Below are 25,562 nucleotides of genomic sequence, written 5' to 3'. Positions count from 1 at the left end.
TCAAAGGAGGTTACACATGAAAGAATTCTGGTCAATCATTCAGCTCATCTTCGCCGGAGTCGGCGGATGGCTCGGCTATTTCCTCGGAGGCTGTGACGGGCTGCTCGTTGCGCTCATCATCTTCGTGGTCTGCGACTACATCACCGGTGTGCTGTGCGCCGTTTCCGACAGGAAGCTCTCGAGCGCAGTCGGCTTCAGGGGAATCTGCCGCAAGGTGCTGATCTTCATTCTGGTCGGCATCGCCAACATCCTCGACATCCATGTGCTCGGTCACGAGGGCGTTCTGAGGACGGCGATCATCTTTTTCTACATCTCGAATGAAGGACTCTCCCTTACCGAAAACGCCGCACATCTCGGTCTTCCGGTCCCGGAGAAGCTGAAGAACGTATTGGAACAGCTGCATGACAGAAACGACAAGGAGGAGAAATAACATGGCGATGAAAGGAATTGACGTAAGCCGCTGGCAGGGAAATATCGACTGGGCGAAGGTAAAAGCGTCCGGCATTCAGTTCGCAATCATCAAGGCGGGCGGCTCGGATGACGGCTTTTACACGGACAGCAAATGGGAAGCCAATTACAAAGGTGCGAAGGCAAACGGCATCGCGGTCGGAGCCTACTATTTCGTCGGTCCGAAATGCGTGAATGCCGCAGCCGGGAAAGCGGATGCCGAAAGGTTCATCCGGCTTCTTAAAGGCAAGCAGCTCGAATATCCGGTGTTCATGGACAACGAGGCGCAGCCAGCCTCGGCAAAATCGGGTATCACGGAAGCGGCGATCGCATTCTGCGAAACGATGGAAGCCGCCGGATACTTCGTCGGAATCTACGGTTCCGCCTATTCCGGATTCCGTGAAAGGATGGACGATTCCAAGCTCTCCGCCTACACCCACTGGGTCGCGCAGTACGCGTCGAAATGCACCTACTCTGGCAAGTACGGCATCTGGCAGTATTCTTCCTCGGGACGTGTGAACGGCATCAGCGGAAACGTAGACATGGATCTGAGCTATGTGGACTACCCGTCTATGATCAAAGGCGGAGGATTCAACGGTTACGCGAAAGGCACAACGACGGGCAAGACTGCCGCAGTGCCTGCGAAGAAGTCCGTGGAAGATCTTGCCTCCGAGGTGATCGCCGGGAAATGGGGAAATGGCACGGACAGAAAGAAACGCCTGACCGCAGCCGGATACAATTACAACGCCGTGCAAGCGAAGGTCAATGAGAAGCTCGGAGCATCCGAAAAGGCATCCGCCGTCTACTACACGGTAAAACGTGGTGACACACTCTCGGCCATCGCGAAAAAGTATGGCACAAGCGTCTCTGCTATTCAGAAACTCAACAGCTCGCTTATTAAAAACGTGAATCTCATCTATGTCGGATGGAGGCTTCGCGTGAAGTGAATATCCTATTCTGCACACCCGTGGGTGTTCCTTAACCGGAATACTTACGGGTCTTTTTTTGTTTCCGCTCAAACCGCCGCTCTTTCTCCAGTGGAAAGTGACGGGAGGTGTTGTCATGAACACAGAACAAAAAGAACAAATATGCCGCCTTCGCAAAGAAGGATATGGATATGCATCGATAGCTCGAGCGCTGGGGCTTACCAAAAGCCAGGTATCAGCCTATTGCAGACGAAACGATCTCTCCGGCAGGCTCGCTGATCTCAATGATGGGAAGCCGGGTGAAACCTACTGCCTATGTTGCGGAAAAAAGATCACGCAGATCCCCGGACGTAAAGAAATAAAGTTCTGTTCCGATGCCTGCCGTCTCAGATGGTGGAACAGTCATCCTGACGACATCAACAGAAAAGCGTTCTATACATTTACCTGTGCCTGCTGCGGAAAAACCTTCACAGCCTATGGAAACCGTCACCGTAAGTACTGCTCCCACGCCTGTTATATCCAAGACAGGTTCAAAGGTGGTGACGGACATGAATGACGAACAGTTCGAACGCGAAAAGCTCTATCAGGCAAGTATGGAGATGTTTCATGCGATGTTGGATCATGGGCTTATCACCGAAGAAGAATATGCGTTTATTGATACCAAAATGCGTGAAAAATACAGCCCGATAATCGGCACATTATTATCCCCATAACGCTTGCTATGTGTCTGTTTCAGAGCGATATATGGACAAGACGAAAGGAGTGATACCATGCCGAAAATCACAAAAATAGAGCCAAAAGTCAAGGCTCTTCCGGCGAGGAAGAAGGTGGCGGCATACGCCCGCGTATCCATGGAGACCGAGCGGCTTCACCACTCCCTCTCCGCACAGATAAGCTATTACTCGGATCTGATCCAAAAGAATCCGGAATGGGAGTATGCAGGCGTCTACGCCGACGAAGGCATCAGCGGCACCAGCACGACAAAGCGACCGGAATTTTCGAGGATGCTTGAAGACTGCGAGGCCGGGAAAATCGACATCATCCTCACCAAGAGCATATCGAGATTCGCCCGGAACACAGTCGATCTTCTGAAAACCGTCCGGCACCTCAAGGAGCTGGGCATCGAGGTCCAGTTCGAGAAAGAACACATCAATTCACTGTCCGGCGATGGCGAGGTCATGCTGACGCTGCTCGCCTCGTTCGCACAATCTGAATCCGAAAGCATCTCAACCAATGTGAAGTGGGGAATCCGCAAGCGCATGCAGGCGGGTATGCCAAACGCCAGCGGCCATTTTCAAATTTATGGTTACCGTTGGGAAGGCGATGAGCTGGTCATCGTCCCAGAGGAGGCTGCAATCGTACAGCGCATTTACCAGAACTTCCTTGACGGAAAATCAAGGCTGGAAACCGAACGGGAATTTGCTGCAGAAGGAATCACCACAAGGCAAGGATGCCGATGGGTTGATTCCAATATCAAACTGGTTCTCACGAACATCACATACACTGGCAACATGCTCTTTCAGAAAGAATTCATTTCAGACCCGATTGAAAAACGTCGGTGTAAGAACCACGGTGAACTTCCACAGTACTATGTGGAGAATACGCACCCGGCTATTATTGACAAGAAAACATTCGACTATGTTCAGGCTGAAATGGCTCGGTGCAGAAAACTTGGGCCGTTGGCAAATAAAAGCCTGAATACCTGCTGCTTTACAGGAAAACTAAAATGCCCTTACTGCGGCTTAAGCTATATGCACGAGCACAGAACCAAAAACGGCAACTATCAAGAATTCTGGGTTTGCGGCAGCCGAAAGAAAAAGAAGGTCGGCGAGGGGTGTCCCGTCGGCGGTTCTATCAATCACAAGAATTTGAAAAAAGTCTGCGCTGAAGTATTAGGCATCAGTGAGTTTGATGAAAAGGTTTTTCTGGAACGGGTTGACCACATCGAAGTTCCGAAAAGATATATGTTGAGGTTCTACCTGAAGGATGGAACGATTGTTACAAAACCCTGCCCGAACACCGGCCACCAAGATTGCTGGACCCCGGAATATCGGGCGGAAACGTCAGTGAAACGACGTGCAAACCCCGGTGCCCGAGGGGCAACTGGCCTAACCGGAAAGATCAAATGCGCTGCCTGTGGCTGCAACTTCCGTCGCTGCACACAACCTGCCTCCAACAATGACAAGCCGAAACTTCACTACTGGCGCTGCGCCGAACACAGCAAAGGCTGTATTACTGTGGGCTTTCGAGAGGATGTCCTAAAACCGCTCATTGCGGATGCGATGGAGATTCCCGAATATGATTCAGAACAGTTCAAAAAACAGATCGAGGTTATTTACGTTAAGGATACGGATCTTCTTGAATTTCATTTCAAGGATGGCCGAATAAAAACGGCACATTATGTTCCTCCGGAGAGGACATTCGCTCCACGCAGTGAAGAAGCCAGAGAGCATATGCGCAAACTAATGCAGGAGCGATGGACACCGGAACGTAAAGCTGAAATGAGTGAAAAGATGAAGAAAATCAGGAGTGAGAAATTTTGGAACAGCAAAAGAAAGTAACCACAATCCCGGCATCACGGACGCGCTTTTCTTCCACTCCTATTACTGAGAAGAAGAAGCGCAAGGTTGCCGGATACGCCCGCGTCTCAACAGACCATGACGACCAGTTCACGAGCTACGAGGCGCAGATCGACTACTACACCAACTACATCAAGTCCCGTGACGACTGGGAGTTCGTTGACGTCTACACGGACGAGGGAATCAGTGGCACCGGCATTAAAAAGAGGATCGGATTTCAGAACATGATCGAGGACGCGCTCAACGGGAAGATCGACCTCATCGTCACGAAGTCTGTCAGCCGCTTCGCCAGAAATACGGTCGACAGTCTGACCACGATCCGGAAGCTCAAGGATCACGGCGTCGAATGCTACTTCGAGAAGGAAAACATCTGGACGTTCGACGGCAAGGGCGAGCTTCTCATCACGATCATGAGTTCCCTTGCGCAGGAGGAATCCCGCAGCATTTCGGAAAACTGCACCTGGGGCCAGAGAAAACGATTCGCAGACGGCAAGGTGACGGTTCCATTCAACCGGTTCCTCGGATACGACCGCGGTCCGGACGGAGAGCTTATTCTAAACAAGAAGGAAGCTGAAATCGTGAAGCGGATCTACCGGATGTTCCTTCAGGGTATGACATACAATGGTATCGCCAAACAACTGACCGCAGACGGCATCAAGACACCAGGCGGCAAGGACAAATGGAGCATCAGCACCGTCAAGTCCATCCTCTCCAATGAGAAATACAAGGGAGACGCCCTGCTGCAGAAGTCCTACACTGTCGATTACCTGACGAAGAAGACGAAGGTCAATGAGGGCGAGATTCCGCAATACTATGTGGAAGGCGACCACGAGGCCATCATTCCTCCTGAGACCTTCGATATGGTTCAGCGCGAGATGGAAAACCGCGGCAAAGGCCGAAAATACCACAGTGGTGTGCACCAGTTTTCCAGCAGAATCCGCTGTGGAGAGTGCGGATCCTTCTACGGTTCAAAAGTCTGGCACTCGAACGATAAATACCGAAAAGTGATCTGGCGCTGCAACCACAAGTACGACGGCGGGGAGAAATGCAGCACACCAGCCCTGACGGATGACGACGTGAAGGCCGCCTTCCTGTCAGCCGCGAATAAACTCCTTAAAACGAAAGCCGAAGTCATCTCCAACGGCAAGGAGATGCTGGGACTACTTTTCCAGACCGACGAAATGGAACAAAAACGTGACAGCCTGATCGAGGAGGCGCAAGTCGTCGCCGACGCCGTCCAGCAGAACATTGCGGAAAACGCCCGCACCGCGCTCAACCAGACCGACTACCAGAAGCGCTACGATGATCTCGCTGTCCGGTACGACAAGCTCAAAAATGAAATTGCCGAGCTAAGCGATACAATACAGGAAACGCAGTCCCGGAAGGCCAGTGTTGAAGACTTCCTCAAGGCATTCGAGAAAACGCCTGATGCCCTGACGGAATTCTCCCTCGACACCTTCAACGGGCTGGTCGACCATCTCACCGTCTACGCCAAGGACGATATCCGGGTGACCTTCCGGAACGGACAGGAGATCAAAGCCTAAAGAATAGCCTGACTGCCGGATGATTAAATCTGACATTCAGGCATTTCTCTATATTCTGACATACCAGCATTTGAACGAATCAATTTAAAGTAATAATTACCAATTGTTTCTGGTGCTTCTTTAAATCCCTTCTTTATCCATATGGATACCAATTCTGCAAAAGAGGTCACATAGAAAGCTTCCGCATACTCTTTTGGAACATTTTTCGGAAACAATTCCTTCATCCCATCAAAAGCCTGCATTAGCTGTTCCTTAAAATGCTTCAAAAATATATCTCCGCTTTCTCCGGAAAAAAGATTTGAAAGATCCTGTCCTTGTTCCTTCAAATGATAAAGCAGATGTGTCAGTTCATTCGATAACGTCGTGGGCTGTGATGAAAAATCATGTGTAGCTTCCCTCTCTCCAACAGAAGAAAACACATGGCTGAAAATATCTTCGCACATCTGATTCAAGAGATCTTCCTTCGTCTGGAAATGTGCGTAGAAAGTCGTTCTCCCCACATCTGCCTCATCAATGATGTCCTGCACAGAAATCCGATTGTAACGTTTTCTTGCCAGCAGACTGCTGAATGCCTGAAAGATTGCTTTTCTGGTTTTACGCTGTCTACGATCCATTATTATTTCTCCCCCTGTATTTTACGAAACACATTTCTGTTTTTGTTCGATATGGGATGAAAACCTGAAACTGGTTCTTGATAATTGATATTACCTTAGTTAATATTGAAATACAGAACAATTTGTTCTTTATAAAACATATTGTACCTGTGCCATATCAAAAAAGCAAGGAGCAAATTCATGAATCGTATTAAAGAATGGTTTCAAGATGAGGCAAAGTTTCGTATTTTAAGGATTGTTATCTCCGGTATCGCCCTGATTTTAAGTTTGGGTAAATGGATTACATTTCCCGGAAAAATTGATATTGCCTGGATTGCCATTATCCTCTGCGGCATTCCAATTATTATTGGTGCGGTGAAAGCTCTCATCAAAGAGCACGATATTACTGCTGATGTTCTTGTATCACTGGCTCTGGTGGGTTCACTAATTGCAAAAGAATTTTTTGCGGCCGGTGAGGTCGCATTCATTATGGAAATCGGCTCTGCCCTTGAAGATTACACTTCAGCTAAGGCAAAGAAGGGTATTCAGAAACTCATTCAGTTGATGCCGAAAATGGTACGAGTCCGCCACGGAGACGCAGAAGAAATGATTCCTGTGGAAGATGTAAAAGTTGGAGATACCATTATTGTGCTTGCCGGAGAAACAATACCGACGGACGGAGTTATCACTTCCGGGACCGCCGCTGTTGACCAGTCTGTTATGACCGGAGAATCGATCCCAGTTGATAAAACAAAAGGAGACACGGTCATAAGCGGAACTGTCAATAAAACCGGTGTGTTTGAATATACAGCTTCCACGGTAGTTGCAGACAGTTCCCTGCAGAAAATGATTGACCTTGCAAAGCAGGCTGACGAAAATAAAGCGCCGATCGTTACGCTTGCCGATAAATGGGCTGCATGGCTTGTCATCGCCGCGTTTACTGCAGCTGTTCTCACATTTTTCATTAATTGGGCTGTTTTATCGAATCCTTATGATGCATTTTTGCGGGCCGTTACGGTATTGGTGGTTGTATGTCCCTGTGCTTTTATCCTCGCGACGCCAACCGCGATCATGGCCGGGATTGGCAACGCATCAAAATATGGCATGATCATCAAATCCGGAGAAGCGCTGCAGCGCTTTGGTACGATCGATACCGTTACTTTTGACAAGACAGGAACACTCACCTATGGAAAGCTGGGGATTGAAGAAGTAAAATCTCTCTCTCCCGAATTCACTGAAAAGGAAATATTAAATCTTGCTGCGGTTGCAGAGGCGCGTTCCGAGCACCCGATTGGTCAGGCGATCTGCGCTGCCGCTGACAACAAAGAACAGGCTGTCGATTATCAAGTTACTCCGGGAAAAGGGATCACCGCCAAGTATGATGGAAAAGTTCTTCTTGTCGGAAAAGCGGATTTTCTGAAAGAAAACAATATTGAGATTGATGAGAAGCTCACTAACAAATTTCAGAGTATCGGCGCGACAGTTGTGTTTCTTGCTGTTGACGGAGAAGCTGCCGGACTCATCGCTCTGTCTGACACACTTCGGGAAAGTGCGGTGCCCACAATTAAAAAGCTGAACGATATGAATGTCGGATCAGTTCTGCTGACAGGAGACAATAAAGCAGCAGCTCAGGTGATCGCTGATAAGGTAAAGGTGTCTGATGTTCGCAGTGAACTGCTTCCGGAGGACAAGCAGAAGATCATTCAGGAATATCAGAAAGACGGGCACAAAGTCTGCATGATCGGAGATGGGATCAACGATGCTGTTGCACTACGCACTGCTGACGCAGCCATTGCCATGGGCGGCATCGGTTCAGACATTGCCATCGAATCATCCGATGTCGTACTGGTACAGGATGATATCAGCCGTGTTCCTTATCTGATCTACCTCTCCCGTAGGGTGCTGAAGAAAATCCAAACAAACATTATCATTTCCCTTTCCATAAATGCTCTTGCTACCGTGCTCGCTGCAACCGGTATTCTTAATGCCATTGTAGGAGCGTTGGTACACAATGCAGGGTCTGTGTTTGTCGTAATAAATTCGCTTTTCCTTCTTTCTGTAAAAGACACGGATTAACAGTAATACAGAGTAATAAATAAGCCATGGCAGAGTTCAATCTTTGTCATGGCTTATTTTTTATCAATGATCCACACTGTCACACGTACAATAATCATTTTTCATATAAATCAATGAACAACAAATTAAATACCTGACAAATAGCATTATAATTTTTTGCTTTTATCTATACACCATCTAAGATCTCACAAACAATATCTATTAATAATTTCAACTCGTCACTTCTTGATTTCGTAATACCCTTCCGCCTGATATTTGCCATAGTATTCCAAAATCTGTTTGCCAATAGCTTCCGGATCGTAATTGCATGCCTGCACCAGAAATCTGACAAAATCCGGTGTAATGATCCGGCTATGTTCTTTGTCGTACAGATACCGCTGATATTCCTCATACTGTTTATTCGTAATCTTATACATTTCACATTCTCCATATACAAAAAAACGCCGGTTATGTAACCGACACCCCTAAATCGAAACCGACACCCCTAAGCACAGGCAACGTTAAATTGTATCCAATTTTGCGTCTTGTTTTCGTTTAATCTTTCCCCAACCTTAGGCTGAACCATTTCAACCATCATGTTAATGAGTGGACGCGGAGTAAAGTATTGACCTGCACCTGACTTGGTTTCATTGGCGTTCTTTTCCAAGAGTCCTTCGTAAAGCGCGCCTAAGCCTTCTTCCTTAGCCGTAAACCAGTCCAGGTCATCGATATCATGGATGATCTTGTACAAGTTCTTTGGGTCCTTGATGCTGGTCGTCGCGTTAGCGTAGATAACGTTCAGCTTCTTATTTGGGGTCTTACTTGCATCCCCCAAATCCAGCAACATCTGCTTGTAGTACTGCTGCAGATCTTCACCGTCCCGCTTGACCAGTTCATCCCAGCGGTATTGTTCCGGAATCTGCTCTTCCTGGCCTTGTTCCTTGCTCATCTTTAAGAACAGAATGTAGGTCAATTCCGTCAGATAGTCCAGATAGGTAACCCCATCATCCCGCAGAACATTACATTCATTCCATAAACGCTGAACGATTTCTTGATTATTCATGTATTTCCTCTCTTACTCTTTAGGCAAACATTATGTCGTTAATCGTATTTACGATGTCATCAGCATGATTGTCAAATACCCGCTGCATCATTTTATAGCCACCCTTAGCTTTGAAGGTCGCGTTCTCATCAAATGCTTCTTGCGCGTTTGGCCCTAAAATATTGTTTTCTCTCAGCTGCTTTTCAATTCTTTGCAGCCACTTCTTTTGCGGAACAGTCCAATCAGCCATTCCATAAACCTTGTCCATGGCCCGCTTGATCAATTCATCTTCTGATTGAAGAGGCGTACCAATCGCCGCCTTGCGGATAAAGCTGATGATGTTAGCAGCCGTTGCTTCCTTGTTTGTCTTCTTCCAAGCCGTCTGCAAGTCTTGCTCGCGGTAGCCTCTAGCTTCCAGAGTTTCGCAGATCTGGTTAAGATCATTCAAAGTCAAGTCTCTTGGTCTGTTGATCAACAGCTGCAGGCCTGCTACTTCATTGATGTTGTTCTTTATAAAAGCATTGAAGCTTTCCAAGTAGTCGTCTGGCTCTTCCAATTTATCGCCAAAAACCTGTTCACTTGAAATCAGCTTGTCTTCTTCATTTGAGATCACAGCTTTATTCTCCTTTAACCGAAATTCTTCAATTAATTCGAGTTTATTTTTCGTGCCTAAAAGCTCTTCTTTTGGCATATTTTCTAGCTTACGTGTCCAAGCAGTCAAGTCTTCCTTGAATTGGCCAGCTTTAGCCAATTTTTCTTTCTGCTTGTCGTCCATTCGTTGAAGCTTACGCTGCACCTTAGCTACCAGCTGAGTCCGATACTCACGGTAGTCGTCTTCATCCTCGGATTTTTCGATCATTTTGTACATATCCATGATGCTTCTGTGGACATACTTTTCCTTAACCACTTGGCCCATGTCAGTGTACTTAGCCATGCTTTCAAACTGGCCAACCGCGTCATAAATGTTGAAGGCATCAATACCTTCATACTTTCTGGTTGCCCGGCCCAGCATCTGTTCAAAGAGGATTCTGGACTTCACCCGCCGCAAGAAAACAAGGTTGGCAATTGAGGGCACATCGATCCCTGTCGTCAGCAAGTCGACTGTGACAACGATGTTAGGAAATTCTTCGTTCTTAAATTCACGAATGTGGTCTTCACGGTGCCGGTCTTGCCCCGTAATCTTCATAATCACGTTTGCTCCTACTGGACGACCAGCTTTAGCAAACTCTTCTTTCAGCAAACGGACAATCATATCAGCATGATCATCCCTAGTTGCGAAGATCAAGGTTTTGCCTAAGTCCCGATCAGTTGGATCAAGCTGCTTGACCAATTCCTGGCAGACAATTCGGTTAAAACTCTCGTTAACAACCTTTCTGTTAAAGGAATCAACGTCAAAGTCCAGGTCATCTGGCAATTCTACCTGTTCAAGGGTTTGCTTGTCATAGTTATAAACACTCGCATGATCCCCCTTCTTCAGGTGTATTCCTTCTTCTAAGAGCTTGGTTTTGATAACGTGCGGAGCATTGTGGTCCATCAAGTAACCATCCAAAACTGCTTGCCGATAGCTGTAGGTGTAAACAGGCTGACCAAAAATCTGAACTGTCTGCAAGGCTGGGGTTGCCGTCATACCGATTGCAACTGCGTCAAAATAATCGACAACCCGCCGATATTGGCTGACATAGTCACTTTGGTCATAGAACTTGACTTCCTCATCAGACATTTCCTTGTCTTCAAAGTAGCCCCGGTGAGCTTCATCGACAATCACGAAGTCATAAGTACCAGGAGAGATTTCTCTTTCTCCATCTTCCGTATTAAAGAGCCGGTTGACCATCCCTTGGACAGTTGATATATGGATTTTGTCTGTTGATTGCGGAACCTTTTGCGAGTATTCAGCAACGCTGTAAATATCGCTAACTGATTGGCCATTGATTTTGTCATCTTTAAGGGCAATTGCTGTTTGGTCAGCCAAGGACTGCCGGTCAACCAGGTAAAGAATCCGGCGGGCTCGCTTATGTTTAAGGAGACGGTACATCAGACTAATTGCGGTTCTGGTTTTACCCGTACCAGTGGCCATGGCCAACAAGATTTTTGATTTATGATCACGAATGGCTTCTTCAATCGACTGAATTGCTGCAATCTGGTAGTCACGAGCCGCAAAATCTGGATAATTCGTGTCCTCGGCTAAGCTTTCATCCGCGGTCTTCTCGACTTCGGCATCCATCTTCATTTTCAAGTCAGCTGGAGTTAACCAAGATTCCAGAGCCCGGTCGGGGTGGTCAGGATTGCGGGCATCCCAGAACCAGATGCCAGACTCCTCCTTAAATTGTTCAAGATAAGGGCGACCATTGGTGCTAAAGATAAAATCTGCCTCTGAAACCTTATATGGATCAGAGTCTGCTTCTGCTTTGGCATCCTGCAAGTAGTCCCTGGCTTGGTCTAAAGCACCTTGTACGGCTTGGTCATACTTTTTGGCTTCAATAATACCAACGGCCTTTTTGTTCATAAACAGAACGTAGTCAGCTCTTTCACCGTTTTTAAACTTCCATTCAGCGATGGCGACATTCTGGCCGCTTTCGGGCACAGTATGATTAGTCCAATTGTTCAGCTTCTTTGAGTCAACTTCCCAACCGGCATCCCTCAGCTGCTGGTCGATTAACTCTCTGGTTTCATCCTCAGTCAGTTTATGCCGTTTAGCAAAATCAAGGTTGATCTCATGCCGCTTCTGTCTGGTCTCTACTGAGACTGGTTGGACAGGAGTTTGCTGGCGCAATTTTGCAATCTCAGCTTCTAGCTGCTTGATTTTTTCAGATTCATCAACCACGGCCTTATGGCTGTCAACTGGATCTACGTAGTCTGAAATTTCAGCTTGGGTGAAAGTCTCTAAGAACCAGGTCCAGATGACGTACGCTTCTTTATCAACCTTTAAGGCCGCCTCTTTAGTTGGGCGATAGCTATTGTCGTGAGCAGCCTTGTTCCGCCGCCGGCGAATGTCGTCTAAGTAATAAGTCACACTGTCAGGATAATCGTTGGCAGAGCGCCGCATTTTATCGATACGGTCTTTTTGATTCAAATTCCAGTCCACCAGACCATCAAGTTTAAAGATTTCTTGAGTCAGCTGCTCAGCAAAGATGCCAAAAGACACTAGGCTGGCTTCTGGGCTATCAAAAATCATTTTTTCGGCAGACATGGCTAAGTCTGCGTATCTTTGATAATCTTGCCCGCTATAACTAAAGTTGCTCATTGTAATCCCTCGTCTTATTTCAACCACACATATCTATTATCGAATTATTGCTAGCTTAATTATACCGACTTTTTCGCAATTATTCAGAGATACTTACGGCTTTGATGGCCTGGCGGGCTTCTGGAGTGTCAAGCTTATTCAGCAGCTCGATCATTTCCTTTTTGCTCTGTTCAATTACCTTCTGCTTCGCTGATATGGATGACATCGTTGCTTCAACATCGATCTTTTTCTCAGAAAACGTGTCGATATAACGTGGAATGTTCAAATTATAGTCGTTCTCACGAATTTCATCTAAGCTGACCAATCTTGAATAACGATCTACTTCTTCTCGGTTGCGGTAAGTATGCAGTATCTTACCAAATCCTTCCTCAGTAAGGAAATTCTGTTTTAAGCGAGTAGCGTTCTTTACTCCATCTCGACGTGCATCAATAAATAATATCTTGTCTGTCTTCTTTTTCTTGAAGATAAGTAGCACGGTATAGATAGCAGTGAAATTACGGGCACCTTGTGGCAGTGAAATTACTGCATGTATATTTTGCTTTTCTAAAAGGTATTTTCGAATTTCACCTTCAGCCGCTGATCTAAACAGTGCGCCAGTTGGCAACATTACAGCCATAGTTCCATCTTCACTCAGATGTTGTAATCCTCTCAACACATACGCGTAGTCAGCTTTAGACTTAGGAGGTAATACTCCAACCTCAGAGAAGCAAGGATCGTTCAAAAATTCTGGATTTGCATCCCAATGTCTTGAAAATGGCGGTATCATTGGAATCATGTCAAATTTACTGTTTGCGCCAAGCTCTTCGTCTTTCAGAAAATCTCCCCTAACGAAGTTATCATGAATTATTTGAGTGTCTATCCCATGAATCAGCATATTCATTTTTGACAAGCGAAATGTATCTGACGAAAATTCTTCGCCATATAGTTCCACTTCACTTTTGACCTTATCTTTCAGAGATAGCAAAAGCGATCCAGACATTGCTACAGGGTCAAATATTGACACCTTCTCCGTCTTTACCTCACTGTTCAAAATCTCAGCAATTAATTCTCTCATCTGTTTAGGAGCATCACCTGAATACATCATTCTTCGATCTGAATAACAATTTTCCAGCAGTTCATCAAATAAGAAACTTGATTCAGTTACAGAAAATCCCGTGAAATCACAAGTCGTAAGGTAGTCTTCTAATGACTTATCTTTGATTTCACCAAAATGCGAATATTCTGAGATAAACACATCGGAAAGCAGTGGGTTGGCAACTGAGAACTTCTGAAATGCTTCATACCAATTTACTGAATTTGTGCGATCTCTTTGAGCAACCTTCTCAAACAAATAGTCAGGTTCAATGTAGTAGCCAATTTTATCTTTTGATTCATTTTCGTCTACTGGCTTAATTGCTCTTTGCCGATCAGACAGGATTTTGTAAGCCAGCAGTTCAAATACAGTACTGCCATTTTCAAAGGCGAATCCACTTCTCAGTATTATATCTTTGCTGATTTGATCAATTTTTTCTTTGCTAATCATTGGTGCACTCCTTAGCAATTGCGTTGAAAACTAACTGTTCTTGCTGTACAAGTGCTTCTTCAGTTTGATGTCGATAGATCAACCAATTGCGATAAATCTGACCTAATTCCTTTTGCTTTTCCAGATTAGGCAAGACAATTTTAAGCTCGCGCAAGAACTTTGCTCCCAAGCGCTTAATCGTTGAGACTTGACCTTGCACTGACAGTTCGATTTGCTTTTGAACATCTTTTGCTTCGTTTAAATAGTAGCAAAGATACCATTCATCCACCTTTGTCCGATTAGGAACGATTTTTGCAAAGTTCAAGGAAAGGATTGAACCTGCAGTAGCTGGCGATACCACAGCAGCTTGAGGATTAATGAGTCGTAAGGCTAAATCCCCTTCATTAAAGACGGCTGTAGCACCAACCTGCTTTGACGGTTTAATCTCACCTAGATAATTTAGATCTTGTCTAAGCGAATCTACATTGTAGATGTTTTCCTGCTCTTCCTTGGTCATTCTGCTACTGTTTTTACCGAAAGATAATTCGGCAATCTCTTTCAGTTCCTTCGTTTCCATCACAATTTCTCTCTTCTTCCTGTTGTATTGTTTAATTACGATTTCTAGAAAGCATAAAAAGCCTTCATCTACTTTCAAAGAAGCACTTTTAGATTGTTGTAAAGGATAATTACACTTTCGAACAATTTAACGTAAGCACCCAATAGCGCGGTATCTATTAACCCTGGTTCAATAGTCATATACTGTTCTTAACAATTGAATACGGAGGAACACGATATTATGACTGAACATCCAATCGTACCGCTCGAGCTGCCGAAGGGCAAACCCAGACCTAGGAATAAGCTTCCAAAGAACAGGCTCGTTCTCAATCTGAAGTCCAATGGAGTTGAGCTGTCATTTTACAGTGATGCCACTAACGAGCTTATGCTCGAAGTCGTGGACAGGTTCTTGAGCCATGATTAATCTGGCTGAATTAGGTCGAGTGTTCATTGTTTGCGGTAAGACCGACATGCGCCGGGGAATCGATTCGCTTGCTTACATAGTTAAGAAGAGCTTCCATCTCGATCCCTTCTCTGGAAGTGTCTTTCTCTTCTGCGGCAGCCGAAGAGATCGCTTCAAAGCACTTTATTGGGACGGCCAGGGATTCTGGCTGCTCTATAAACGCTTTGAGAACGGGAAGCTGGCCTGGCCAAACAATGAAGACGAAGTTCGAGAGTTGTCTGATGAACAAGTCATGCGCTTGATGCAAGGCTTTACCATTGATCCTAAAATTAATACCGCAAGAGCTCGTGAATTCTATTGATTTCACGAGCTTTTCTGGTATTCTTATGATTATGAATCAAGGAGGGACAGCGATCATGACCGAAAAAGAAACTTTAGCTTTAATTGAAACGCTTAAAGCTAATATCGAAGCGCTCAAAGCAAATAACGAAGAATTGCTCAAGCAGGTTGCCCTTCTTACTGAACAAGTTGCTTATTTGACTAATAAGCTTTATGGCAAGTCCTCCGAGAAGAGAGCTGTCAACCCAGATCAGCTGAGCCTTTTTGAGGAAGACAACGCCTCTCAAGATGACGAGGACTTACCCTCGCGTTACCGAAACTATTACCTATAAGAGACGCAAGCAAGTCGGCAGAAAGCAAGATATCTTAGATTCTCTGCCGGGCGAGGAAGTTCATCATCGTTTGGATGATCTTACCTGTCCAGACTGCCAGCACGAGCTGAAAGAGATCGGCAGCTTCTGTGCTAGACAAGAGCTGCTGTACATTCCAGCCCAAGTTAAGAGAATCGATCACATCCAACACTCTTACAAGTGCCAGCACTGCAGTGATGAGGCGCCAACCGACAAGATTATCAAAGCACCTGTACCCAAGGCACCGTTAACCAACAGTCTTGGATCAGCTTCTTTGATCGCTGATACGATCTATCAGAAGTATGTCCTCAAGGTTCCTGCCTACCGGCAAGAGAAAGACTTGCGGCGTATGGGCCTTCCGCTTGATCACAAGACAGTTTCGAATTGGCATGTCAAAGTCTGCGAGTACTACCTCTCCAGCCTTTACGAGCTCTTGAGAAAAGAGCTGCTAAAGCTGGATGTCATTCACGCAGATGAGACGCCATATCGAGTCTTAGACAGCGAAAGAGCCAAAGACTACGTCTGGACATTTCTGTCAGGCAAGCATGCCGAGAAGCCGATTGTTCTGTATCACCATGGATCACGAAAAGGCGCCGAAGCGTGGGATTTCCTCACAGGCTTCAGCGGATACCTTCATTGTGATCAATATCCTGGCTATTTACGATTAAGCCAACAGGATGTGACTCTTGTAGGCTGTATGGCTCATGCAAGACGTAAATTCAATGATTCCTTGCCTAAAGACAAGGCTAGAGAATCAGACGCAACTTCAGTGGCTAATCAAGGGATCCACTACTGTAACCAAATGTTTAGCCTGGAGCGTGCCTGGGAAGACCTTTCCGTTGAAGAGAGATACGAGAAGCGTCAGTCCGAATTAAAGCCTCTGCTAGAGAAGTTTTCCGACTGGTGCTCCAAGAAATCAATCTCCGTGTTGCCTTCCGGCAAGCTGGGGACGGCCTTCCAGTATTGCATAAAGCACATGGACAAGTTCATGAACGTTCTAAAAGATGGTCGCCTTGAACTGTCCAACAACAGAGCAGAACGAGCAGTCAAAGAGATCGTCATGGGACGCAAGAACTGGCTCTTTTCACAGAGCAGTTCCGGCGCCAAGTCCATGGCTATCATTATGAGCATACTCGAAACTGCCAAGCAAAATGGCTTGGATCAATTCAAATATATCAACTATCTTCTAGACAAGCTGCCCAATGAGCTGTCATTATTAGACAATCAACGTCTGGAAGCCTATTTACCATGGGCTGAGAATGTTCAGCTCCACTGCAAGTAAAGTCCCATAAACTGATTAATCCCATCTTAGCATTGCTAGGATGGGATTTTAATATACTCTGCTATTGGGTGCTTACAATTTAACTATACTACTTCTAGTTTTACTTTTCAACTGTTGTTAGCTTAAATTACAAAAAGTCTGTGTTTAACAAGTGATAATGTCTTAAGTATTAACAGAGAAAAATGTCCCAAAAAGGTAAATGTCTGAGATAATCTCCATATATCGGAGGTTACGGACAATGAAGAAAGTTAGGTTAACTATGAAGTACGAAGAACAATACAGAATCATCAAAGAGCTGGTTGATCATGGCGGAAACAAGAAAAGAGCTGCCCTTATCTTGGGGATCTCTGTCAGACAGCTGAACAGAAGAATCAACCAGTATCGAAGCAAAGGAAAAGCGGCCTTTGTTCATGGGAACGCCGGTCGCTTACCTGTTAATTGTCTCACCACAGAAATTAACAAACAAATTGTAACTCTATATCGCACCAAATATCAAGACTGCAACTTGACTCACTTCGTTGAGCTACTTGAAGAAATCGAGCACATCTCTGTTTCTTACACCAAGGTCTATAACCTGCTTAAGGACAATTACATCCTTTCGCCAAAGCCTTGGAGGCAAACTAAGCGGAAAATGGCCAAAAAGAAGTGGTACCGGGATCACCCAAAGCAGACAACCAAAGTTTCCGAAGAGGTTATCGACCACCAGGTAGCCTTGGAAGACGCACATCCTCGCCACGAGCGCTGTAAGTACTTCGGTGAGGAAATTCAAATGGATGCCTCTTCCCTGCTCTGGTTTGGCGATAAGAAGGCTCACCTGCACCTAGCCATAGACAACGCCACAGGTAACCTGGTCGGCGCCTACTTCGACTGGCAGGAGACTCTGAATGCATACTACCACGTCTATGAGCAGATTCTCGTGGATTACGGTATCCCTCTTAGATTCAAGACCGATAATCGGACTGTTTTCAACTACGAGACGGCTAAGACCAAGGCAGAGCACAAAGATGTACTTACGCAATTTGGTTATGCCTGCAAGACCCTCGGAACAGATATCGTAACCACTAGCGTCTCACAGGCCAAAGGCATGGTAGAACGGGCGAATCAGACCGTACAGAGCCGTTTGAAGCCCGAACTGAGGCTTCACAATATTACTACAATCGAAGATGCCAACAAGTATCTCCGGGAGGTTTTTGTGCCAAAATTCAACGAGAAGTTTGGACAAGATGTAGGCAAATTTGAATCAGCTTTCGACGACAGCCCTGATGGCGAGAAGATCAACTACACGCTGGCAGTACTATCTCCACGCACGTTTGACAGCGGCTCGGCTATCTCCTACAAGAATCACTATTATCAAGCCACAGATGCCTCAAACAAGCTTATTTGCTTTGCCAAAGGCACTAAATGCCTGGTTATCCAAGCGTTAGATGGCCAGTTGTTGGTCACCGTTGACGAGAAAGTGTATGCTTTAACCGAGATTCCGAAGAATGCCAAGGTCTCTCCGGATCTCGACTTTGAGACCAAGAAGAAGAAACCGCGGAAAAAGTATATTCCACCGATGTCCCATCCTTGGAAGCGGGCTTCGTTCATTGAGCAGCAGGAAAAAGCGCACAAGTATCACAGATTCACATAAAAATAGCGGGGAAAATTCCCCGCTAATAATTTAAATTTTACGGGACATTATCCCAAGTTATTGACACTGTTGTTAGCTTAAATTACAAAAAGTCCCCCGAACATCACCATTGATTTTGGGAGACTAAACTATACGTAGGCGAGTATGCTTCTTACAATCCTAACGTTCTTCATTGTAGCAGTCATCTAGCTTATTAGACTTTCAACGCACCAAAACCAGATTATCTTGCTACAGATTCTAAAATTTTTTGACAAATGCGTCCTTTTGGCCCATCTTTTATTCAGATTCCAGAATATGCTCTCTATCTTTGCTATTTATTGGGTACTGCCCTTTCCAAACATCATCTAATAACTTGACCGTGATATCTCTTACCTGTTCTCTAGTCAGTATATCGAGTATTTTAACGCCACCTAAAGCATTAAAATATTTATCTACAAATGCATAAGTATACTGTACATTTTTAAAATGATCTTGTGAAAGTAGAATTCCTTCAATAATACCTAAACCTATTTTCTTATTATTCGTAAAGGTACTTGTGAATAGTGAGAATGCTTTACCGTGTATATCCCCTTTTCCTAAAAAATCAAGCAACCACCATGGGTTTGAAATGTGTTCTTCATCATATGTTCGATATCCAATCCACCAAGCACGTGAGAGGTGCTGACTAAAAAACGCTCTAGTCGTCCCCATGAACATCATATTTTTCAAATACTCCGGTGTATCTCTAATCTCTAGGCTTTCAAAAATATAATCTAGATAGAAGGTATTCAACATAGTAAACCAAAACTCCTCCGTGGAGGCTTGAGTTAACGTAAGGTTGGGAAAAGTTGTATATACATTTTTGGCATTACGAATTCCAAAACCTTCGTTACCTCTAACAACCAACGGTGAATAGTTAAAAGAAATACGGTTGCTCTCAAATACTGCCGGAGAATCGAACAATCTTTCAACAGCTTGACGATCTCTGTTTTTATACATTTGATAGTATTTACTATCAAACTTTTCTTTAAATGTCTGCAAAAACTGAGATGTGCAGATTTTGGCTCTAACATTAGTCATTATTTCCCAACACCCCTTTCAATTCATTCATCATCTTGTCCATTGGATCATTTAGGATCAACTGAGCCAACTCGATTGTTGAAATATCCTTATTATCGGCCACCGACTCTAGATTATGCCCTAATTTTTCACATTTTGATTCAATTACTTGATACCATTGTGATGTGTCATCAACTGTATCTCCATTGACAATTGTATCCAAAACATAAATTAATGCGGGAAGAATAACTCCATTAAGCATTGTTTCTCCAAAACCATAGCTCTGACTTTCCACATAGAATTTATACTGTTTACTTGGCATCTTAATTAGAATAATGTCTTGATCGAGATCTACAGAAGTTACATCATCTTGACTATTCTCCGTAACCTTAATTATCGAAGAAAGCTTAGTGAAGTTATTCGTATCTTCGATATCTAAACTCTTAGTAAATGCTATTGCTAATGGATCACCAACTGATAAATCTGGAAAAACGTAATCAGTGCCATACAGATCTGGATTTACAGCAGAATTCTTATATCCAATCAAATCTTCAGTAACTAAGAATAACGGTGTGATGTCTACACGTTGGCGCATGTAATCAGGATTAATTTCTAACGAAAATTCACTTCTTTCCAGTGCCAATTTTGTCATTTTTCTATACATTGTTCGCCGACACTCAACTTGAACGTAGAACGCTGCCCTTCCTTTTTTTAACAACTCTTCAAAGGAGTCATTCTTCAGATCAAATTTTATTCTTAATACTGCATTATGTGTAGAGGTTGCTTGTTCCAATTTGTAATTAACATCAAAGTACGCTCTATCTGGCAAATAATCATCATCATCATCTATAGAAAGAACAGGATAAGGATATAGACTATCAACGAGCCGCATATGTGTCCACCTCCATCTTCAATCTGCCCGGTTCTTTAAATTGGACTCTAATTTTCGTCCATATGCCTTGTTGTACAGTTGCAATAAAAATATGATTACGATTAACTCTTAATTGAATAGAATTGATTGTTGCCCTGTGGATACTGATGTTTGATTTATTACCTGAATCGCCAACCACACTAATCACTATCTTCACATCGTTAATAGTTTGATTCGGCTTCAACATCAAGTCGTACATACCAAGACTAGCATCCCTTTCAATTAGGTGATAAGCATACGTGGTTACGGTTTTACGGCTAACCGACTCAAGATAATGGATTTGTTCATCACTTTCTTCAGAAGGCTTATTATTTCCTTGTCCTTCCTTTCCAAGCCCATCATTCTTACCATCTTTCAGTGTCCCTATTCCACCATTATCACTATTAAATCGACTAGAGCCTCCCTGGTTGCCATTTCCTTTAGACAATCCATTCTCGGTCATCCTCAGTGAATTTGCTATTTTTTCATTGTCTACCTCTTGATGACGAACTGGATGTACATGGCTAATCGTTGAATTCTCTTTAAAATCTACTTGAGGGTGCACTTTTAAAAGTTCATCGCTGTCTCTTAGTTCATTTCCATTTTTTGTATCTGGTAAGAAATCTGCTACACCAAATGCATCAACTACTTTTTCGATTTTTGGACTACAGTTTTTAATTACTGCATCTTTTATACTCTTTCGTAACGCTCGCAAGAATCTGTTCGCATACTGTGGATCTGAATATCTTTCCGGAGACCATTTGTCATGTGATACATTCTCAACCTGCTTCAATATACTGTTAATACGATCCCCTAATGCACAAAAAACAGCAGAAAACTTGATAGTTCTACTAAAGCCCTTCTGATCATAAATCTTCATCCCTGATTTGCGCGACATCAGTACACGACGGTTTGGATGCTCAATATTTGCCGAAATATATAAGAGAGTTTCCTCTGGAGCAATTCCAAATTCCTGTAAACCATTTAAATGGCACATAATTCTTTTATCGTCATGTAGGACTTCGTAATAGCTAACGCTATTCGGCTTATCTTTTTTCTGTTTATGTGCGTTGAGCCTACGTAAATACATTTTTTTGATTTTTTTAGCGTCAATAGGTTCGTCATTAAGGTAAACTCTTAGTTTTTGAGGGATTTCTTGCGTATCCGTCATTGAGACCAAAAAGTTTTCAAAAAGAGATAGCTCTACACCTTTTTCCCAGTTGGAAGGTACACCTATGATATAAATATCAGTACCATCCTCTGTACGTTTCTCAGAATCAAACGGTACTTCATCAGAAAACGGCTTCTTACTTTGTCCATCAACACTAAAATAGCCAGGTCCTTGTGTAACCTCAGCTCCCTTTTCAAACGATACAAACTGCATAACGCCAATTGATTTCTTGATATTACCTACTTTGGTACTGTAAAAAACCATCCACAATTGACTTACAGCAAAGGGAGCTGCTTTACCAATCCCAAATGATCCTGCAGAGCCTTCGTCACTTTTGAAGGAAGATCCTACCTGTTCAACAAGAGACTCCCAATTGCCATGCTTTAAACCAGTAGTGTTGAAGTCACTTATCTTTAGGACTTTGATTTTCTCACTATTCAAGCACTTTTCCATCGAGTGAATTAATTGCTGGGTTTTTTTATCTTCTAACCACTCACGTTTTGCGGCAGGAATAATATGTTCTTTCAACGTATGGTAACCTGGAAGATCTTCTGCAATGATATCAAATTCCTTAAACTTCACTGTGACAGGTTTAGTATTATCAATAACAGCATCTAAAGAATTTTGACAGACCTCTCGAGTCATCGATGAAAGACTATTATCTCTAAAACTTTCAATTGCTGGATTGGCCGCAGCAACTTTCTGCAAGTCTCTACCACTTGGAAAGAACCATTTTCCAGATTCCATATTTCCTTGCTGACTATAGAAATCAACAACATTTATATTGATTTTACTCAAAACATCAATAAGTGTTTTCTGTTCACTTATCGTGAACTGACCAAATTCTTTTTGAAAATCAGTCTTTAATACCTCATTATCTTTTATATAAGGCTGTATTTTAGTAAGTATTTCTTTTCCTTGCATGATTGGCTTAACCCCCCATTTCCTTGATTTGACTGCTTACTCAACCTATAATCATTTGTATATAATTATACTCTTTTTTATAGTGTGTTTCTTACTAATTTAACTTTATTTTGGGAGTGAAAAAATTCTACGCTACAATAAAAGCTTCTTCCCATGGTTGGAAAGGAGCTTTTACAAGTTACAGAAAAATTGATAGATTATCGCTGAATAACACCGCTTTGTATCTGATTTGAACAGTACATATTTGCATACTTAAGTAGGAAATCTTTCGAGACCCCAGTACTTCTACTTATTGAAGAAAACAATTGACCAACATTTGAACCAATATTGTTTTCAAAAACATCTTTATACCAGTCATCTAATTTGACATAGCTCAATAATATATATGGCTCTTCAATAAAAGTCAACCGAGTATCACTTTCTTCACGGTATTTATTGGCAATTCCTTGCTTTTCACAGAAAGTGTATAATTCAAACTCATCACTTAAATCCAAGTCATTCATCAAACGTGGTAGCGCATCATAAATACGCTCAAGATTAATTGGACCTGGATGATACCATCTAAGCTCATGTAGCAGTCTAGACAGAGATTCTGTTTTTCTGATTTTTGCTGGATCGATAAATTTGTACAGATCGTCTTTAGAAATAACGATCTGGCTATCCTTTATTAAGGCATTTTGAAATTCAAGTAACCCGTGACAAGCTACCAACGACCTCTTATCACAAAATTGTTTGTATTCTTCAAAGAGTTCTTGGGTTAGTGGCGTTTTATAAATACGTTTAGCGTAAGCACCCAATAGCAGAGTATATTAAAATCCCATCCTAGCAATGCTAAGATGGGATTAATCAGTTTATGGGACTTTACTTGCAGTGGAGCTGAACATTCTCAGCCCATGGTAAATAGGCTTCCAGACGTTGATCGTCTAATAATGACAGCTCATTGGGCAGCTTGTCTAGAAGATAGTTGATATATTTGAATTGATCCAAGCCATTTTGCTTGGCAGTTTCGAGTATGCTCATAATGATAGCCATGGACTTGGCGCCGGAACTGCTCTGTGAAAAGAGCCAGTTCTTGCGTCCCATGACGATCTCTTTGACTGCTCGTTCTGCTCTGTTGTTGGACAGTTCAAGGCGACCATCTTTTAGAACGTTCATGAACTTGTCCATGTGCTTTATGCAATACTGGAAGGCCGTCCCCAGCTTGCCGGAAGGCAACACGGAGATTGATTTCTTGGAGCACCAGTCGGAAAACTTCTCTAGCAGAGGCTTTAATTCAGACTGACGCTTCTCGTATCTCTCTTCAGCGGAAAGATCTTCCCAAGCGTGCTCCAGGCTAAACATTTGATTACAGTAGTGGATCCCTTGATTAGCCACTGAAGTTGCGTCTGATTCTCTAGCCTTGTCTTTAGGCAAGGAATCATGGAATTTGCGTCTTGCATGAGCCATACAGCCTACAAGAGTCACATCCTGTTGGCTTAATCGTAAATAGCCAGGATATTGATCACAATGAAGGTATCCGCTGAAGCCTGTGAGGAAATCCCACGCTTCGGCACCTTTTCGTGATCCATGGTGATACAGGACAATCGGCTTCTCGGCATGCTTGCCTGATAAGAAGGTCCAGACGTAGTCTTTAGCTCTTTCGCTGTCTAAGACTCGATATGGCGTCTCATCTGCGTGAATGACATCCAGCTTTAGCAGCTCTTTTCTCAAGAGCTCGTAAAGGCTGGAGAGGTAGTACTCGCAGACTTTGATATGCCAATTCGAAACCGTCTTGTGATCAAGCGGAAGGCCCATGCGCCGCAAGTCTTTCTCTTGCCGGTAGGCAGGAACCTTGAGGACATACTTCTGATAGATCGTATCAGCGATCAAAGAAGCTGAGCCAAGACTGTTGGTTAATGGTGCCTTGGGTACAGGTGCTTTGATAATCTTGTCAGCTGGTGCCTCATCACTGCAGTGCTGGCACTTGTAAGAGTGCTGGATGTGATCGATTCGTTTAACCTGGGCTGGAATATAGAGCAGCTCTTTTCTAGCACAGAAGCTGCCGATCTCTTTCAGCTCGTGCTGGCAGTCTGGACAGGTAAGATCATCCAAACGATGATGAACTTCCTCGCCCGGCAGAGAATCTAAGATATCTTGCTTTCTGCCGACTTGCTTGCGTCTCTTATAGGTAATAGTTTCGGTAACGCGAGGGTAAGTCCTCGTCATCTTGAGAGGCATTGTCTTCCTCGAAAAGGCTCAGTTGATCTGGGTTGACAGCTCTCTTTTCGGAAGACTTGCCGTAAAGCTTATTAGTCAAATAAGCAACTTGTTCAGTAAGAAGGGCAACCTGCTTGAGCAATTCTTCGTTATTTGCTTTGAGCGCTTCGATATTAGCTTTAAGCGTTTCAATTAAAGCTAAAGTTTCTTTTTCGGTCATGATCGCTGTCCCTCCTTGATTCATAATCATAAGAATACCAGAAAAGCTCGTGAAATCAATAGAATTCACGAGCTCTTGCGGTATTAATTTTAGGATCAATGGTAAAGCCTTGCATCAAGCGCATGACTTGTTCATCAGACAACTCTCGAACTTCGTCTTCATTGTTTGGCCAGGCCAGCTTCCCGTTCTCAAAGCGTTTATAGAGCAGCCAGAATCCCTGGCCGTCCCAATAAAGTGCTTTGAAGCGATCTCTTCGGCTGCCGCAGAAGAGAAAGACACTTCCAGAGAAGGGATCGAGATGGAAGCTCTTCTTAACTATGTAAGCAAGCGAATCAATTCCCCGGCGCATGTCGGTCTTACCGCAAACAATGAACACTCGACCTAATTCAGCCAGATTAATCATGGCTCAAGAACCTGTCCACGACTTCGAGCATAAGCTCGTTAGTGGCATCACTGTAAAATGACAGCTCAACTCCATTGGACTTCAGATTGAGAACGAGCCTGTTCTTTGGAAGCTTATTCCTAGGTCTGGGTTTGCCCTTCGGCAGCTCGAGCGGTACGATTGGATGTTCAGTCATAATATCGTGTTCCTCCGTATTCAATTGTTAAGAACAGT

25 protein-coding genes and 1 pseudogene are annotated in these 25,562 nt (G+C 43.9%); 12 read left to right on the top strand and 14 right to left on the bottom strand.

Features of this window, described 5'->3' with window-relative positions:
* Positions 1-16: 16 nt before the first annotated feature.
* From ACYVUV_RS04635 to ACYVUV_RS04610, 6 genes are all read left to right on the top strand, one after another.
* Complete coding sequence (locus ACYVUV_RS04635; protein WP_484499064.1) at positions 17-430, top strand: phage holin family protein; 414 nt, start codon at positions 17-19, stop codon at positions 428-430.
* A gap of 1 nt (position 431) precedes the next feature.
* The gene (locus tag ACYVUV_RS04630) at positions 432-1,394 is read left to right on the top strand and encodes a GH25 family lysozyme (protein WP_484499063.1); all 963 of its coding nucleotides are present in this window, start codon (positions 432-434) and stop codon (positions 1,392-1,394) included.
* 115 nt (positions 1,395-1,509) lie between these two features.
* Positions 1,510-1,929, top strand: a complete 420-nt coding sequence (locus ACYVUV_RS04625; RefSeq protein WP_484499062.1) for a helix-turn-helix domain-containing protein — start codon at positions 1,510-1,512, stop codon at positions 1,927-1,929.
* Positions 1,922-2,086 carry an SHOCT domain-containing protein gene (locus ACYVUV_RS04620; protein WP_484499061.1) on the top strand — a complete coding sequence of 55 codons (165 nt, stop codon included), beginning with the start codon at positions 1,922-1,924 and terminating at the stop codon, positions 2,084-2,086. The genes ACYVUV_RS04625 and ACYVUV_RS04620 overlap by 8 nt, the downstream gene beginning before the upstream one ends.
* 57 nt (positions 2,087-2,143) lie before the next feature.
* Positions 2,144-3,934 carry a recombinase family protein gene (locus ACYVUV_RS04615; protein ID WP_484499060.1) on the top strand — a complete coding sequence of 597 codons (1,791 nt, stop codon included), beginning with the start codon at positions 2,144-2,146 and terminating at the stop codon, positions 3,932-3,934.
* Positions 3,913-5,496 carry a recombinase family protein gene (locus ACYVUV_RS04610; protein ID WP_484499059.1) on the top strand — a complete coding sequence of 528 codons (1,584 nt, stop codon included), beginning with the start codon at positions 3,913-3,915 and terminating at the stop codon, positions 5,494-5,496. Before ACYVUV_RS04615 ends, ACYVUV_RS04610 begins: the two co-directional genes overlap by 22 nt.
* Positions 5,497-5,519: 23 nt before the next feature.
* Here ACYVUV_RS04610 and ACYVUV_RS04605 read toward each other — a convergent pair whose 3' ends face one another.
* Positions 5,520-6,110 (bottom strand): TetR/AcrR family transcriptional regulator, encoded by a 591-nt coding sequence (locus tag ACYVUV_RS04605; protein WP_484499058.1) that lies wholly within the window; start codon positions 6,108-6,110, stop codon positions 5,520-5,522.
* 180 nt (positions 6,111-6,290) lie between these two features.
* On the opposite strand from ACYVUV_RS04605, the gene ACYVUV_RS04600 reads away from it, so the two are divergent.
* On the top strand, positions 6,291-8,165 hold the full coding sequence (locus tag ACYVUV_RS04600; protein ID WP_484499057.1) for a heavy metal translocating P-type ATPase: 1,875 nt from the start codon (positions 6,291-6,293) through the stop codon (positions 8,163-8,165).
* 218 nt (positions 8,166-8,383) lie between these two features.
* Here the strand turns inward: ACYVUV_RS04600 and ACYVUV_RS04595 are convergent, their stop codons facing one another.
* From ACYVUV_RS04595 to ACYVUV_RS04575, 5 genes and pseudogenes are all read right to left on the bottom strand, one after another.
* Positions 8,384-8,581, bottom strand: coding sequence for a hypothetical protein (locus ACYVUV_RS04595; protein WP_484499056.1), 198 nt, complete (start codon positions 8,579-8,581; stop codon positions 8,384-8,386).
* A gap of 113 nt (positions 8,582-8,694) precedes the next feature.
* Positions 8,695-9,207 (bottom strand): annotated as a pseudogene (locus ACYVUV_RS04590) (N-6 DNA methylase); the annotation flags it as partial.
* A gap of 19 nt (positions 9,208-9,226) precedes the next feature.
* Complete coding sequence (hsdR, locus tag ACYVUV_RS04585; RefSeq protein WP_484499055.1) at positions 9,227-12,427, bottom strand: type I restriction-modification system endonuclease; 3,201 nt, start codon at positions 12,425-12,427, stop codon at positions 9,227-9,229.
* A 79-nt stretch (positions 12,428-12,506) separates the two neighbouring features.
* Positions 12,507-13,949, bottom strand: coding sequence for an N-6 DNA methylase (locus ACYVUV_RS04580; RefSeq protein ID WP_484499054.1), 1,443 nt, complete (start codon positions 13,947-13,949; stop codon positions 12,507-12,509).
* Entirely contained in the window at positions 13,942-14,505 is a 564-nt protein-coding gene (locus tag ACYVUV_RS04575) for a restriction endonuclease subunit S (protein WP_484499053.1), read from the bottom strand. Before ACYVUV_RS04575 ends, ACYVUV_RS04580 begins: the two co-directional genes overlap by 8 nt.
* Before the next feature lie 219 nt (positions 14,506-14,724).
* Here ACYVUV_RS04575 and ACYVUV_RS04570 point away from each other — a divergent pair, with 219 nt between their 5' ends.
* The 5 genes from ACYVUV_RS04570 to ACYVUV_RS04550 all read left to right on the top strand — a co-directional run bounded on the left by ACYVUV_RS04570 (position 14,725) and on the right by ACYVUV_RS04550 (position 18,487).
* Positions 14,725-14,907 (top strand): hypothetical protein, encoded by a 183-nt coding sequence (locus ACYVUV_RS04570; protein WP_484499043.1) that lies wholly within the window; start codon positions 14,725-14,727, stop codon positions 14,905-14,907.
* Positions 14,900-15,247, top strand: coding sequence for an IS66 family insertion sequence element accessory protein TnpB (gene tnpB, locus ACYVUV_RS04565; RefSeq protein ID WP_484499044.1), 348 nt, complete (start codon positions 14,900-14,902; stop codon positions 15,245-15,247). The genes ACYVUV_RS04570 and tnpB (ACYVUV_RS04565) overlap by 8 nt, the downstream gene beginning before the upstream one ends.
* A 55-nt stretch (positions 15,248-15,302) precedes the next feature.
* On the top strand, positions 15,303-15,557 hold the full coding sequence (locus ACYVUV_RS04560; RefSeq protein ID WP_484499045.1) for a transposase domain-containing protein: 255 nt from the start codon (positions 15,303-15,305) through the stop codon (positions 15,555-15,557).
* Positions 15,514-16,857, top strand: coding sequence for an IS66-like element short variant transposase (locus tag ACYVUV_RS04555; RefSeq protein ID WP_484499052.1), 1,344 nt, complete (start codon positions 15,514-15,516; stop codon positions 16,855-16,857). Before ACYVUV_RS04560 ends, ACYVUV_RS04555 begins: the two co-directional genes overlap by 44 nt.
* Before the next feature lie 238 nt (positions 16,858-17,095).
* Entirely contained in the window at positions 17,096-18,487 is a 1,392-nt protein-coding gene (locus tag ACYVUV_RS04550) for an ISNCY family transposase (RefSeq protein WP_484499051.1), read from the top strand.
* Between the two features lie 276 nt (positions 18,488-18,763).
* On the opposite strand, the gene ACYVUV_RS04545 is transcribed toward ACYVUV_RS04550, so the two are convergent.
* The 8 genes from ACYVUV_RS04545 to ACYVUV_RS04510 form a co-directional block, all read right to left on the bottom strand.
* The gene (locus tag ACYVUV_RS04545) at positions 18,764-19,546 is read right to left on the bottom strand and encodes a DUF6339 family protein (RefSeq protein ID WP_484499050.1); all 783 of its coding nucleotides are present in this window, start codon (positions 19,544-19,546) and stop codon (positions 18,764-18,766) included.
* On the bottom strand, positions 19,539-20,417 hold the full coding sequence (locus tag ACYVUV_RS04540) for a hypothetical protein (protein ID WP_484499049.1): 879 nt from the start codon (positions 20,415-20,417) through the stop codon (positions 19,539-19,541). Before ACYVUV_RS04540 ends, ACYVUV_RS04545 begins: the two co-directional genes overlap by 8 nt.
* Positions 20,404-22,530 carry a hypothetical protein gene (locus ACYVUV_RS04535; RefSeq protein ID WP_484499048.1) on the bottom strand — a complete coding sequence of 709 codons (2,127 nt, stop codon included), beginning with the start codon at positions 22,528-22,530 and terminating at the stop codon, positions 20,404-20,406. Before ACYVUV_RS04535 ends, ACYVUV_RS04540 begins: the two co-directional genes overlap by 14 nt.
* 197 nt (positions 22,531-22,727) lie before the next feature.
* Positions 22,728-23,327 (bottom strand): hypothetical protein, encoded by a 600-nt coding sequence (locus tag ACYVUV_RS04530; protein ID WP_484499047.1) that lies wholly within the window; start codon positions 23,325-23,327, stop codon positions 22,728-22,730.
* A 64-nt stretch (positions 23,328-23,391) separates the two neighbouring features.
* Complete coding sequence (locus ACYVUV_RS04525) at positions 23,392-24,735, bottom strand: IS66-like element short variant transposase (protein WP_484499046.1); 1,344 nt, start codon at positions 24,733-24,735, stop codon at positions 23,392-23,394.
* Complete coding sequence (locus ACYVUV_RS04520; protein ID WP_484499045.1) at positions 24,692-24,946, bottom strand: transposase domain-containing protein; 255 nt, start codon at positions 24,944-24,946, stop codon at positions 24,692-24,694. Before ACYVUV_RS04520 ends, ACYVUV_RS04525 begins: the two co-directional genes overlap by 44 nt.
* Before the next feature lie 55 nt (positions 24,947-25,001).
* The gene (gene tnpB, locus ACYVUV_RS04515) at positions 25,002-25,349 is read right to left on the bottom strand and encodes an IS66 family insertion sequence element accessory protein TnpB (RefSeq protein WP_484499044.1); all 348 of its coding nucleotides are present in this window, start codon (positions 25,347-25,349) and stop codon (positions 25,002-25,004) included.
* Complete coding sequence (locus ACYVUV_RS04510; protein ID WP_484499043.1) at positions 25,342-25,524, bottom strand: hypothetical protein; 183 nt, start codon at positions 25,522-25,524, stop codon at positions 25,342-25,344. Before ACYVUV_RS04510 ends, tnpB (ACYVUV_RS04515) begins: the two co-directional genes overlap by 8 nt.
* Between the last annotated feature and the right edge of the window lie 38 nt (positions 25,525-25,562).

The sequence above is a fragment of the Lactobacillus sp. WILCCON 0149 genome (genome assembly GCF_057197965.1).
Note: the sequence above shows the minus strand (reverse complement) of the source record. Positions and strands in the feature narration are given on the sequence as shown.